Source organism: Citrobacter sp. Cb028, assembly GCF_030336705.1.
GTDB classification, from domain to species: domain Bacteria; phylum Pseudomonadota; class Gammaproteobacteria; order Enterobacterales; family Enterobacteriaceae; genus Citrobacter; species Citrobacter braakii.
On the sequence record NZ_JAOWCZ010000034.1, the window covers coordinates 1014204 to 1027640 of the forward strand.

Sequence of the window (13437 nt, forward strand, 5' to 3'; positions counted from 1 at the left end):
CTTGAGGGTAAACTGCATGCCATGATCATTTTAACTTTTTGAGTAATATCGGTTAACTATCAATGTCGCTAACCTTCTTGTTCAGCAAGCGGGAGGCGCGCCAGTAGATCAGCAGCATCAGACCCATGACGATGGTCAGCGTAATGCTGGTGGCAGCACCGAACGGCCAATCGCGGATGTTCAGGAACTGAACTTTAATCACGTTGCCAATCAGCAGGTTTTTCGCCCCGCCCATTAAGTCGGAAACGTAAAACAGCCCCATTGCGGGCAGCATAACCAGCAGGCATCCGGCGATAATTCCCGGCATCGTTAACGGAATAATGATGCGGGTGAAGGTCTGAAGTTTACTGGCGCCCAAATCGCGCGCGGCTTCCAGCAGCGGTTTATCGAGCTTTTCAATGCTGGAATAGAGCGGCATCACCATAAACGGCAGCAGGATGTACACCAGGCCGATAATCACCGCGCTGGGGGTAAACATGATGCGAATGGGGGTATCGATAACGCCGAGCCACAACAGAAATTCGTTGAGGTAGCCCTTGGTGCTGAGGAATATTTTGAGTCCGTAGATGCGAATAAGCGAGTTGGTCCAGAACGGAACAATCAGCAGGAACAGCAGCAATGGACGCACTTTTTCCGGCAGTTTCACCAAAAACCAGGCAAACGGATAGCCGAGCACCAGACAGGCGAGCGTGGCAATCAGCGCCATATTGAGGGAGTGAACCAGTACCTCAAAATAGAGCGGATCGAGCAGGCGTGTATAGTTTTCCAGCGTAAAGACCATTTTGACGAAATTGGCGTCGTCGCGGGTCAAAAAGCTGGTGCCGATGATCATCAGGTTGGGCAGAAAGACAAATAACACAAGCCAACCGACAATGGTGACGATCACCACACTCTGGAATTTACTTGTGTTCTTCATCAGCCAGTACGACCTCCCAGCTTTCTACCCAGTTAATCGCCATTTTCTGGTCGAGAGAGTGGTCAAAGTCAGGATCGTCTTCGTTGAAGAATTCACTGACCATCACCATCTTGCCATTTTCCAGTTCCACAACCGACTCCAGCGTCATGCCCTTGTAGTTGCGTTCACGTACGTAGCCGATCAGGCCTTCGATATGATTGTCGTCGTTGATTTCATCAACGCGCAGATCTTCAGGGCGTAACAGGACGTGCAGCTTCTGCCCGGGAATCACCGCGAAGTTGACATAAATATTGCACTCGCGACCTTCAACGTTAGCACGAACGCGCTGTTCGTCCAGACGTTCTATCACCGTCGCGTTAAACATATTGATCTCACCGATAAACCCGGCGACGAACAGATTTTTCGGCTCTTCGTAGATTTCGCGCGGCGTACCGTCCTGCTCAATCTTGCCATCGCGCATCACCACGATACGGTCTGACATGGTCAGCGCCTCTTCCTGATCGTGAGTGACAAAGACAAAGGTGATACCAAGCTTACGTTGCAGCGCTTTCAGTTCGTTCTGCATCTGCTTGCGTAGTTTGTAGTCCAGCGCAGAGAGAGATTCGTCTAACAGGAGTAAACGGGGTTTATTGACCACCGCTCGGGCAATCGCTACGCGCTGCTGCTGTCCACCGGAGAGTTGATGCGGTTTTCGCTGGGCGAACTCTTCCAGCTGCACCATGCGTAGAGCTTCGGTAACGCGGGGAGGAATGTCGGCTGCGGGCGTTTTTTGCATGCGTAAGCCAAAGGCCACATTCTCAAAAACGGTCATGTGGGGAAATAACGCATAGCTTTGGAAGACGGTGTTCACGTAGCGGTTTTCCGCAGGAACGTGAGTGATGTCCTGGTTGTCCAACATGATATGACCGGAATCAACCGTTTCCAGACCGGCAATCAGGCGAAGAACGGTTGTTTTACCGCAGCCAGAGGGGCCAAGCAGCGTGAGAAACTCGCCATTATTGATGGTCAAATCCAGGCTGGAAATCACCTCTTTGCCATCGAAACTTTTGCGAATTCCCGCTAATTGCACCAGTGGAGAAAGCGAACGCGGTTGTTTATTCAATTTTTTACTCTGTCCCATGTAAACGCAACGGATGGCTGACCGCTGCGGGGTTCGTGGTTAACCACCTTGATGACTCTTAATGAGGGCCGTTATTCTACGGCAAACCATGGTAATCGCCAATCCTTGTTGCGAATTACTGACTTAGCCCTATAGTCAGAGGGGATGTCAGGGCGAAATATTCTCACTTGCGGGGATAAAAGTGACCTGACGCAATATTTGTCTTTTGTTGCTTATTGATAATGTTGTCACAAAAAGTGAGGGTGACTGCATGGATAAACTACTTGAGCGTTTTTTACACTACGTGTCGCTGGACACCCAATCAAAATCGGGCGTGCGGCAGGTACCCAGCACCGAAGGACAGTGGAAGTTATTACAACTGCTCAAACAACAGCTCGAAGAGATGGGGCTGGTTAACATTTCACTGAGCGAAAAGGGGACGCTGATGGCCACGTTGCCCGCTAACGTTGCTGGCAATATTCCCGCGATCGGCTTTATTTCCCATGTGGATACCTCACCGGATTTCAGCGGTAAAAACGTTAATCCGCAAATCGTTGAAAACTATCGCGGCGGCGATATTGCGTTAGGCATTGGTGATGAAGTTCTGTCGCCGGTGATGTTCCCGGTGCTGCATCAACTTCTGGGTCAGACGCTGATCACCACAGACGGTAAAACGTTGCTGGGTGCGGATGATAAAGCTGGCGTGGCGGAAATCATGACCGCGCTGGCGGTGCTCATCCAAAAAGATATTCCGCACGGTGATATCCGCGTGGCCTTTACGCCGGACGAAGAGGTTGGTAAAGGGGCGAAGCATTTTGACGTTGCGGCATTTGATGCGCAGTGGGCCTATACCGTTGACGGCGGTGGCGTGGGAGAGCTGGAATTTGAAAACTTCAACGCCGCGTCGGTTAATATCAAAATTGTCGGCAACAATGTGCATCCCGGTACCGCAAAAGGGGTGATGGTGAATGCGCTGTCGCTGGCTGCTCGTATTCATGCTGAGGTTCCGGCAGACGAAAGCCCGGAAACGACGGAAGGCTACGAAGGCTTTTATCATCTGGCGAGCATGAAAGGGACGGTCGATCGGGCGGATATGCACTACATCATCCGTGATTTTGACCGCAAGCAGTTTGAAGCGCGCAAACGCAAGATCATGGAGATCGCCAAAAAGGTCGGCAAAGGGTTACACCCGGATTGCTATATCGAACTGGTGATTGAAGACAGCTACTACAATATGCGCGAAAAAGTGATTGAGCATCCGCACGTGCTGGATATCGCCCAGAAGGCGATGCGCGATTGCGATATTGAGCCGGTGCTGAAACCTATTCGTGGCGGCACCGACGGCGCGCAGCTGTCGTTTATGGGGTTACCGTGTCCGAATCTGTTCACCGGAGGCTACAACTATCATGGTAAACATGAGTTTGTAACTCTGGAAGGAATGGAAAAAGCGGTACGGGTGATTGTACGTATTGCGGAATTAACCGCAAAGCAGCTGTAAATTTATCGATAGATGCCGGATAGCGCTTTGCTTTTCCGGCCTACAGTATTTCACTCCAAAAGGCCTGATAGGACGCGCTAGCGTCGCATCAGGCACCGTTCGTATTATCCTTCGAAGAACCAGTATCCGCTGTTAACCAGTGCGGCAAGCATGGCAAGGAAAGATGGATCTTCCAGCGCATCCTCAAAGTTCTCGGCCGTCAGAACAATATGGCTGGCAAGCGCTTCCAGGGCAGGGCGATGCGGGGAATCAATTTTCTCACCGTTGGCGTAGACGTCATCGCCGATGCGCAATACGCGCAATCCGCCCAGACGCACTAACACATCCCCTTGCTTCAGGGCATCGTAAATTTCGTCTGGCTGATACGGCGGCTCCGGTGGAGCAATATCCAGCTCATGACGAGACTGAGATATAAACTCGCCAAACCACTGCTGGAAATGTTCCGGCTGATTAATCAGTCCGAGCATCATTTCACGCAGCTTGTCCATTTCCTGCGGCAGAACGTCAGCCGGATGATCGCGCGGCGGCAGGTCAGGATCGCTGTAATACGTGCTGCCCAGCTCACGTTGCAAAACGTAATCGGCGAACCCGCTGATCAGTTCGCGAGTATTCGGCGCGCGGAAACCGACCGAATAGTTCATGGCGTTTTCCAGCGCATAGCCTTCGTGCGGGAATCCTGGTGGAATGTACAGGATATCGCCGGGTTCCAGCTCTTCATCGATGATGGCTTCAAACGGGGCGACCTGCAGCAGGTCCGGGTGAGGGCAGTGCTGCTTCAACTGCAGTTTTTCGCCCACGCGCCAGCGACGTCGACCGGTTCCCTGGATGATAAACACATCGTACTGATCAAGATGTGGGCCAACGCCGCCGCCGGGTACGGAGAAGGAGATCATCAGATCGTCGATTCGCCAGTCCGGCAGTTCGCGAAACGGACGCATCAGCGCGGCGGTGGGTTCATGCCAGTGATTGACCGCCTGTACCAGCAGCGACCAGTTGTTCTCGCCGAGATGATCATAGCTTTCGAACGGACCGTGGCTAACCTGCCATTTACCGTCCTGGTGGCTGACGAGTCGGCTGTCGACTTCGCTTTCCATTGCCAGTCCAGCCAGTTCGTCAGGAGAGAGTGGATCAATAAAGTTGTTAAACCCGCGTTTTAAGACCACCGGGCGTTTCTGCCAGTGGCGTTCAAGAAAATCGGGCCAGTTAAGTGTGAGTTGGTATTCCATAATGAGCATCCCGCAGGCTGGTATCTGCAACCGATTATAACGGATACTTAACCGCAAGCGGGAAATCAGTACATATTTATTACATGCGGCGATTACTCGTCTTTTTGCCCCGGCTGCTGGCGGCCAAAAATAACTTCCATGCGCGCGCCACCCAGCAGGCTATCGCCTGCAATAATCTGCCCGTCATACTGTTCGGTGATTTCTCGCGCCACCGCCAGTCCAACGCCTTGCCCTGGTCGTAACGTATCGACACGTTGTCCACGGTCAAACACCACTTCCCGTTTGCTTTGCGGAATACCTGGACCATCATCTTCAACCAGAATGTGTAGCTGATCTTCGGACAGATGCGCTGAAATCTCGACAAACTCCAGACAATATTTACATGCGTTATCCAGCACGTTGCCCATCACTTCGACAAAATCGTTCTGTTCGCCCACAAAACTGATTTCGGGTGAGATATCGAGATTTATGTTGACGCCTTTACGCTGATACACCTTATTTAGCGCCGAGGTGAGTTTATCCAGCAACGGCGCGACTGGATGCAGTTCGCGGCTAAGCAGCACGCTGCTGCCACGCATGCTGGCGCGATGCAGGTAATAGCCAATCTGCTGGGAAATACGGCTGATTTGTTCCAGCATGATGGGTTCCGCGTCGCTCACGTTCATTTTTTCATTACGCATCGAGCGGAGCGTACTCTGTAATACCGCCAGCGGTGTTTTCAGGCTGTGGGTGAGGTCTGTTAACGTCGTACGGTATTTGTCGTAGCGCTCGCGTTCGCTTTTTAAAAGTCGATTAAGATTGCGGACCAGGCTGGTCAGTTCGCGCGTGGTGGCGGGGTTTAGCATCTCTCGATGATGTTCCTCAAGCTCACGGACTTCACGCGCCAGCGATTCGATAGGCCGCAGACTCCACCAGGCGGCTACCCATAACAGCGGAATGACCAGCAATAGATTGGCGACCAGCACATAAATAAACCAACTCCAGACCATATACGAGCGCTTTAGCTCAATAGGAATGGTATCGACAACCACAATGGTCAACTGTGGCATTCTGGCAGTGGCGGGGTAGACGTTCACGGCGACCGAGTGGGTCATTTCGGCATCGTCGTCATCTTCTCTGACTTCTTTTAGCTGCTGCTGAGCGGAGTGATCTTCGCCCAGTAAGGTGCTGGTGGCATCTACATTGGCTTCAATCTCATGAAAACCGTTCGCTTTTAGCCATTCCGGTTGGATACTGTGCGTCAGCCAGGGAACATTGCGCTGCGCCCACAACAACTCACCGTCTTCGTTATAGATCAGCGACATTGTTGGGCTTTGCATATCGAGATTCTCAGGCAGCTCGACGTTTATCTTACCGTTCTCCCATTTTGCCAGGGTATAGAACAGGTTACTTTCACCCCGCAGCAGGCGGAACGTTGTTTTATCAAAGCTGACGCTGTAGCCCACCAGGGCAACCATGCCGTAGGCCAGCGAAAGCACCAATACCACGCCCGCGGTTGCCAGTAAAAAGCGCAACCGCAGTGATAACGGGAAAAAATGACGCAATAATTTATTCATTAGCGCAGTTCAAAAAGATATCCCTGGCCACGCACGGTGGTGATGACATCATCCGGGTATTGCGCCTGTATTTTTTTACGCAGACGCCCCATCAGAACATCAATGGTGTGGCTTTCACGCAGCTCGGCATCCGGGTAAAGCTGCAACATGAGCGAATCTTTACTGACCACTTTACCGTTGTTACGGATAAGTGTTTCCATAATGGTGTATTCGAACGCCGTGAGCTTGATAACTTCATCATTGACGGATAACTCGCGCCGAGAGAGGTCCACCTGGAAAGGAGGAAGAGAGATAATCTGCGATGCCAGACCGCTGTTGCGACGCATAAGTGCCTGCATGCGCGCAGCCACCTCTTCGATATGAAACGGTTTGGTGACGTAATCGTCGGCTCCGGCGCTGAGTACTTCCACCTTGTCTTGCCAGCCTTCACGCGCGGTTAACACCAGAATCGGCAACGAAACCTCATTGCTGCGCCAACGGCGGATCAATGACAAACCGTCTTCATCGGGGAGTCCTAAATCAACGATCGCGATATCCGGCAGATGTTCATTCAGATAATAGTCCGCTTCCTTCGCATCTTCTGCATCATCCACCTGATGCCCTAAATCCTGTAACTGAACCTTGAGGTGGTGGCGTAATAAAGCATTATCCTCGACAACCAGTACGCGCATCATCGTTTCTCCCTAAAATAACGGTATAAATAGTTTAACGCTGATTATGAAGATTGAAAGCAGCGCTATGAAATTAAACAATATCTTCCCATGCGAGGGCGCATATCTCGCCTGGCCTCATCCTTGTATGTACGGCAACAATGATGATTAATGCCTGGCTACGGGGAAGGGCGGCTATCAGTACCTGGTACTCATGAATTAAAAGTGGGTCGGGTCCATTTTTAGATAACTTGAGTCGCGACACTCCTTCATAAGGAGCATGCAATATAAACTGGCTTCGGTTTGCGAGCTTAAGCATTTCTGATAAAACTGCCATCTGTTTATTGACTGTTGAGGGCGCGCGGCCCTGTCTGGCCAGATTCGGCATTGCCGGGTTAATAATTGTCCCGGTCAGTCACTCCTTTCGGTAATGCAAAATGTCGGCATGCTCAATATCTACCAGACGGGCATTTTCTGCGATTACACGCTGTAACGTATTTACGACCGAAGTAAGCGGTAGCAGCGTTGCACCAGATACCTCTAAGGCTTTGGTGTCTGTAAAAAAATCACTCAGCTCTTTAAACGTGGTGATTTTTTTGGCTGTGATGAACTTCTTAAGCGTTTTGGGTTCCGGGAAACGTTCCGCATAGTCGAACTTACCGAACTGTATTTCGCTTGTTCTGAGCGCGCGAAGATTTCCAGCTTTTTTGATGTTGTTGCTGTTCACTGTCCAGCCCCGAAGGACTTCGCGGCAACGTATGCCGCGATAGGTAAATATGATCCGTTTAAAATGAACGATACCAATCGTATTTTTACCGAATCAACCCCGAGGATGCTCAAAACATCATCTGGCCTGAATCTCCATTGACTATATTACAGACTTATGTAAAACGATGCCGAGACTGATTAGAATCAGCATTGTTCATACATCAGCTAAAGATTATTTTCCTATTAGAGAGACTTTTAATCTTCTTGATAAAGTAATTAAATCTTTCCTTCCGAATAGTTTAAACAGATTAAACCAGCGGTTCTTACCCAAGTAATTTAGTTTTATTAATTGGGGGTTGTAATGGTAGCACATTATAAAAATACCCTGATCGTCATCAACTATGTTATTTTTGAGGGTTTTTATTTGACACTGACAAACTAGTTTGTAAAATTCCTTCCATTTTTTTTGTGTTGCTACGATTGCCCCACCAATAATATAGGAGCGATTGTTAATCATGTGGTCAAAAACCTGATGGATAGTTTTGACTGTCAGGCCTTTTTTAACTGTAAAGAAATTAACTTTGTTTCGGTCGAAAGGATAATCCCATCGAGATAACCCTCTGGTTACTTCTGCACTACGGCAGTAACCAAAGTCAACCCATGCAACCATATCATTATTTACAAGATTTAACTCTATAGCTCTGTTGACAAAATATGTTTTCAGATTGCAAACCAGTGCATAGTCTGGGGACCAGTATTCGGGATTAATCAACTGGCGAGTTTCAAGCTTGCTTATGAATTCGACATCTTTTTGAATCTGCGAAATTATTTTTTTAATATGTCGAAATTTTTTATTAATATCTAAAGCCACTACAACAGTGTTTTTCCCGTGTCTAATTTTTTCAACTTTGGGTTTAAGTTCACTGGATGTAAAAATGACCATATCATTATCTAATTCAGACAGGTTTTTAAAATACTGAATATAGGTATCAGATGTTCTCTCTAAATGAGGAGAGAAACCTTTATTACTCGTCCAGTCTCCTCGTCCTATATCGAAAAACGCTGTAACTATGGTAATAGATGAATTCATTTTCATACAACCCGTGTTTTATACCTATCCAATAACTACTAAAATGTTGAATACATATTTATTATGTCTGTCATATGGAGGCATTCTATCAGTATCAACATGAGGCGGGAAGCATCATGTGATATTTAAAATGAAAAACAATGGGTTGCACTTATCGAATTTTTGAGGATTTCAACGGATATACCAAACAACAGGTTAGCACAATGTATTATTTAATGATAAATAATACATGGCGGTATTATTTGCTTTGCAACTGTCTGTTTTTTATAATATATGATAACCATAGGTTGCTGAATTAAATAAAACAGTATTCCTTCCATGATATTTGGAGTAATAACGGACATCATTAAAGATGACTAGGCTGGCCAATTGATAGTGAGCAGAAATGAGAGTTGCTGCAACCACGGTGTAAACAAGAGTATGATTGCGTCTCACAGGTTAATGTTCGTTAGTGCGAGTAATGATGCCACGATGTAGCGATATTGAAATGGCCTGGCATGCTTAGATACATGGAGAACCGAATGCCCGGAAGACTGTCACCACACAGTGGTTCGTCCAGGAACTGATCAAGGTTAAATGGAACTGGACGATGAAACACGCTAACGACTGGATCGAGTGGTATGTGGCAATGTTATTCAGGATGGGTCGTTCATGAAATAAAAAGCCGGATAAGGTGATAGCCTCCATCCGGCTAAAATACGCATTAGCTCGCCTGTTTTTTCATCATGCTGAAGATAAACAGCAGCGCAGCACACAGCACCACGGAAGGACCTGCCGGGGTGTCATAGAAGGCCGAGAAGGTCAGCCCGCCTGTAACCGCTATCATTCCCACACCAACGGCAACCCCTGCCATCTGTTCTGGCGTACGGGCAAAGCGACGGGCGGTTGCCGCAGGGATAATAAGCAGCGAGGTGATAATTAACGCCCCGACAAATTTCATCGCCACGCCAATAGTTAATGCTGTGACCAGCATCAGCAGAAGCTTAACGCGTTGCAGCTTCACGCCATCCACAAATGCCAGATCCGGACTGATGGTCATCGACAGCAGGTTGCGCCACTGCCAGAACAAAATCGCCAGAACGATAACCACCCCAATGGCGATGGAGATAAGATCTTCTGGCGTCACGGCGAGCAAATCACCAAACAGATAGGCCATCAGATCTACACGGATGTTGGACATCAGGCTGACGACAACCAGCCCTAATGACAGCGCACTGTGGGCCATAATGCCCAATAAAGTATCGATCGCAAGGTGAGGGCGCTTTTCCAGCCATACCAGACCGCCTGCCAGCAACAAGGTGACGACGATGACCGCATAGAAAGGGTTTACATCCAGCAGCAGGCCAAAGGCGACCCCCAGTAGCGAAGCGTGGGCCAGCGTATCACCGAAATAAGACATTCGACGCCAGACCACAAACGAGCCGAGCGGGCCAGCGGCACAGGCCAGCATGATCCCGGCTAACCAACCGGGTAATAACAATTCAATCATGAGTGACCATTTCCCCGGCGTAAGACGATACGACCCTGTAAATCGTGGCGGTGATTATGATTATGACGGTAAATTCCGAGTTGTTCGGCACCGCGTTGTCCGAACATTGAGATGAATTCCGGGTGCATGGAAACCACTTCCGGCGCACCAGAACAACAAATATGATGGTTCAGGCACAGTACCTCATCGGTTTTTGCCATCACCAGATGCAGGTCATGAGAAACCATCAGTACGGCGCAATCCAGTTCACGTCGCAACTGGTCGATAAGATCGTACAGTGCGACTTGCCCATTGACATCCACGCCCTGGGTTGGCTCATCAAGCACCAGTAGCTGAGGTTTATTCAATAAAGCACGGGCCAACAGGACGCGTTGCGTCTCCCCGCCAGAGAGTTTTTGCATCGGCGCATTCATCAGATGTCCGGCCTGAACACGCTTCAGTGCCGGAAGGATATCTTCTTTTTTGGTGCCGGGACGTAGGCGCATAAACCGACTTACCGTCAGCGGAAGCGTCGTATCGAGGTACAGTTTTTGCGGCACATAGCCAATCCGCAATCGACCATTACGCTTGATAACTCCCTCATCAGCCTCTACCAGCCCTAATACAACGCGCACCAGCGTAGATTTCCCGGCACCATTTGGGCCGAGAAGCGTCAATATTTTACCGGGTCGAAGTTCAAGCGATACGTCAGAGAGGACGCGGCGTTGACCATAAGAGACCGAGACATTTTCCAGTGAAACCAAAGTCGTCATATCAATTTTAGTCTTGCAGAAGTTATAGAATGTTATAATATCACAATTCTCACATTCATTACGATGATTGGTCGCATTATGTTACATAAAAATACGCTTCTTTTCGCAGCATTATCCGCTGCTCTTTGGGGTAGTGCAACACAGTCGGCAAATGCCGCTGTCGTGGCCTCTCTTAAGCCACTGGGGTTTATCGCTTCAGCCATTGCTGACGGGGTTACTGACACCCAGGTTCTGCTGCCTGACGGGGCTTCCGAACACGATTACTCATTACGTCCTTCAGACGTAAAACGCTTACAGGGCGCGGACTTAGTCGTTTGGATTGGACCTGAGATGGAAGCGTTTATGGAAAAATCAGTCAAGAATATTCCTAACGCAAAACAGGTAACGATTGCGCAGCTCAATGACGTGAAACCGTTACTCATGAAAGGTGCTGACGACGATGATGACGATCATGGACATAATGATGCCGGCAGTGAAAAAAGTGACGAGCATCACCATCACGGCGATTACAACATGCATCTTTGGCTTTCCCCAGAGATAGCACGGGCCTCAGCGGTTGCAATCCATGAAAAATTAGTGGAACTTATGCCGCAAAGTCGAGCCAAACTTGACGCCAACCTGAAGGATTTTGAGGCACAATTAGCCGCAACCGATAAGCAGGTAGGTAACGAGCTCGCGCCGCTCAAGGGAAAAGGTTACTTCGTTTTTCATGACGCCTATGGCTACTACGAAAAACACTACGGACTAACACCGCTTGGTCACTTTACCGTGAACCCTGAGATTCAACCTGGTGCGCAGCGTTTACATGAAATAAGAACACAGTTGGTTGAGCAAAAAGCAACCTGCGTTTTTGCTGAGCCACAGTTCAGGCCAGCGGTCGTTGAAGCCGTCGCGAGAGGGACATCCGTTCGAATGGGAACGTTGGATCCGCTCGGAACGAATATCAAACTGGGTAAAACAAGCTATTCAGCGTTTTTGAACCAATTAGCCAACCAGTATGCGAGCTGCCTGAAAGGAGATTAATGAGGAAGTGATTACGTGCAACAGATAGCCCGCTCTGTCGCTCTGGCATTTAATAATCTGCCGCGGCCCCATCGCGTTATGCTGGGGTCGCTTACCGTACTGACATTGGCCGTCGCTGTCTGGCGGCCCTATGTTTACCATCCTGATTCTGCACCTATCGTCAAAACTATCGAGCTGGAAAAAAGCGAGATTCGTTCACTATTGCCTGAGGCCAGCGAACCTATCGATCAGGCCGCTCAGGAAGACGAAGCTATCCCACAGGACGAACTGGATGACAAAACGTCTGGTGAAGCCGGCGTGCATGAGTATGTTGTCTCCACGGGCGATACGCTGAGCAGTATTCTGAATCAGTACGGCATCGATATGGGTGACATCAGCCAGCTCGCGGCTTCCGACAAACAACTGCGTAACCTGAAAATTGGTCAGCAACTTTCCTGGACGTTAGGCGCGGAAGGTGATTTGCAGCGCCTGACCTGGGAAGTCTCCCGTCGTGAAACCCGTACTTACGATCGCACCGCGACAGGTTTTAAAATGAGCAGCGAAATGCAGCAGGGCGATTGGATTAACAGCCGAATCAAAGGCACCGTGGGCGGAAGTTTTGTCGCCAGTGCCAAAGATGCCGGACTGACCAGCTCTGAAATCAGCGCAGTGATTAAGGCCATGCAGTGGCAGATGGATTTCCGCAAACTGAAAAAAGGCGATGAGTTCTCGGTACTGATGTCTCGCGAAATGCTGGACGGTAAACGTGAGCAAAGCCAACTGCTGGGCGTACGCTTGCGTTCTGAAGGCAAAGATTATTACGCAATCCGTGCTGAAGACGGTAAGTTCTATGACCGCAACGGTACCGGACTGGCGAAAGGCTTTATGCGTTTCCCGACGGCTAAGCAGTTCCGCATCTCTTCCAACTTTAACCCGCGTCGTCTGAACCCGGTGACCGGACGCGTTGCGCCGCACAAAGGTGTCGATTTTGCGATGCCGCAGGGGACGCCGGTGCTGTCGGTGGGTGATGGCGAAGTGGTTGTAGCGAAGCGCAGCGGCGCAGCCGGATACTATGTTGCGGTTCGTCATGGTCGCACCTATACCACGCGTTATATGCACCTGCGTAAGTTGTTGGTCAAACCAGGACAAAAAGTGAAACGTGGCGATCGTATCGCGCTGTCTGGCAATACCGGGCGTTCAACGGGTCCGCATCTGCACTACGAAGTCTGGATCAACCAGCAGGCAGTGAATCCTCTGACGGCGAAACTGCCGCGCACAGAAGGCCTGACCGGCTCGGATCGTACCGATTACCTGGCACAGGTGAAAGAGGTTGTTCCTCAGTTGCGTTTCGATTAATTAACACGCTGACAGAGCCGGTACGCTATGCGTGCCGGCTTTTTTATTTTGTACGGCGCATCGCGCGCCGCTACACTATCAGCAGATCTACTTTT

At 49.5% G+C, this 13437-nt stretch carries 12 protein-coding genes; 3 read left to right on the forward strand and 9 right to left on the reverse strand.

The window, feature by feature from the left end; genetic code table 11:
- Positions 1–52: 52 nt before the first annotated feature.
- Entirely contained in the window at positions 53–916 is an 864-nt protein-coding gene (potB, locus tag OGV75_RS14490; RefSeq protein WP_016150058.1) for a spermidine/putrescine ABC transporter permease PotB, read from the reverse strand.
- Entirely contained in the window at positions 900–2036 is a 1137-nt protein-coding gene (gene potA, locus OGV75_RS14495; protein ID WP_016152695.1) for a spermidine/putrescine ABC transporter ATP-binding protein PotA, read from the reverse strand. Before potA ends, potB begins: the two co-directional genes overlap by 17 nt.
- A gap of 250 nt (positions 2037–2286) precedes the next feature.
- Here potA and pepT point away from each other — a divergent pair, with 250 nt between their 5' ends.
- Entirely contained in the window at positions 2287–3513 is a 1227-nt protein-coding gene (pepT, locus tag OGV75_RS14500; protein WP_019076507.1) for a peptidase T, read from the forward strand.
- A gap of 104 nt (positions 3514–3617) precedes the next feature.
- On the opposite strand, the gene roxA is transcribed toward pepT, so the two are convergent.
- From roxA to znuC, 7 genes are all read right to left on the reverse strand, one after another.
- The gene (roxA, locus tag OGV75_RS14505) at positions 3618–4739 is read right to left on the reverse strand and encodes a [50S ribosomal protein L16]-arginine 3-hydroxylase (protein WP_016152697.1); all 1122 of its coding nucleotides are present in this window, start codon (positions 4737–4739) and stop codon (positions 3618–3620) included.
- 92 nt (positions 4740–4831) lie between these two features.
- Complete coding sequence (gene phoQ, locus OGV75_RS14510; RefSeq protein WP_046274777.1) at positions 4832–6295, reverse strand: two-component system sensor histidine kinase PhoQ; 1464 nt, start codon at positions 6293–6295, stop codon at positions 4832–4834.
- Positions 6295–6966: a two-component system response regulator PhoP gene (gene phoP, locus OGV75_RS14515; RefSeq protein ID WP_003846709.1), complete on the reverse strand. Its 672-nt coding sequence runs from the start codon at positions 6964–6966 to the stop codon at positions 6295–6297. The genes phoQ and phoP overlap by 1 nt, the downstream gene beginning before the upstream one ends.
- A 394-nt stretch (positions 6967–7360) precedes the next feature.
- Positions 7361–7750, reverse strand: a complete 390-nt coding sequence (locus OGV75_RS14520) for an Arm DNA-binding domain-containing protein (RefSeq protein WP_316340086.1) — start codon at positions 7748–7750, stop codon at positions 7361–7363.
- Positions 7751–7885: 135 nt separating this feature from the next.
- Positions 7886–8743 (reverse strand): protein YibB, encoded by an 858-nt coding sequence (gene yibB / locus OGV75_RS14525; protein ID WP_046276027.1) that lies wholly within the window; start codon positions 8741–8743, stop codon positions 7886–7888.
- Positions 8744–9446: 703 nt separating this feature from the next.
- On the reverse strand, positions 9447–10232 hold the full coding sequence (znuB, locus tag OGV75_RS14530) for a zinc ABC transporter permease subunit ZnuB (protein ID WP_016152760.1): 786 nt from the start codon (positions 10230–10232) through the stop codon (positions 9447–9449).
- Entirely contained in the window at positions 10229–10984 is a 756-nt protein-coding gene (znuC, locus tag OGV75_RS14535) for a zinc ABC transporter ATP-binding protein ZnuC (protein WP_016152761.1), read from the reverse strand. The genes znuB and znuC overlap by 4 nt, the downstream gene beginning before the upstream one ends.
- 78 nt (positions 10985–11062) lie before the next feature.
- Between znuC and znuA the strand changes: the two genes are divergently transcribed.
- Positions 11063–12007, forward strand: coding sequence for a zinc ABC transporter substrate-binding protein ZnuA (znuA, locus tag OGV75_RS14540; RefSeq protein ID WP_019076521.1), 945 nt, complete (start codon positions 11063–11065; stop codon positions 12005–12007).
- 15 nt (positions 12008–12022) lie between these two features.
- Positions 12023–13342: a murein DD-endopeptidase MepM gene (gene mepM / locus OGV75_RS14545; protein WP_047359311.1), complete on the forward strand. Its 1320-nt coding sequence runs from the start codon at positions 12023–12025 to the stop codon at positions 13340–13342.
- Positions 13343–13437 lie beyond the last annotated feature (95 nt).

Excerpts from the sequence above, each read along its gene's own strand:
- potB (WP_016150058.1), bottom strand. The coding sequence starts at position 916 with ATGAAGAACACAAGTAAATTCCAGAGTGTGGTGATCGTCACCATTGTC.
- phoP (WP_003846709.1), bottom strand. The coding sequence starts at position 6,966 with ATGCGCGTACTGGTTGTCGAGGATAATGCTTTATTACGCCACCACCTC.
- znuC (WP_016152761.1), bottom strand. The coding sequence starts at position 10,984 with ATGACGACTTTGGTTTCACTGGAAAATGTCTCGGTCTCTTATGGTCAA.
- znuA (WP_019076521.1), top strand. The coding sequence starts at position 11,063 with ATGTTACATAAAAATACGCTTCTTTTCGCAGCATTATCCGCTGCTCTT.
- pepT (WP_019076507.1), top strand. The coding sequence starts at position 2,287 with ATGGATAAACTACTTGAGCGTTTTTTACACTACGTGTCGCTGGACACC.
- phoQ (WP_046274777.1), bottom strand. The coding sequence starts at position 6,295 with ATGAATAAATTATTGCGTCATTTTTTCCCGTTATCACTGCGGTTGCGC.
- potA (WP_016152695.1), bottom strand. The coding sequence starts at position 2,036 with ATGGGACAGAGTAAAAAATTGAATAAACAACCGCGTTCGCTTTCTCCA.
- znuB (WP_016152760.1), bottom strand. The coding sequence starts at position 10,232 with ATGATTGAATTGTTATTACCCGGTTGGTTAGCCGGGATCATGCTGGCC.
- yibB (WP_046276027.1), bottom strand. The coding sequence starts at position 8,743 with ATGAATTCATCTATTACCATAGTTACAGCGTTTTTCGATATAGGACGA.
- roxA (WP_016152697.1), bottom strand. The coding sequence starts at position 4,739 with ATGGAATACCAACTCACACTTAACTGGCCCGATTTTCTTGAACGCCAC.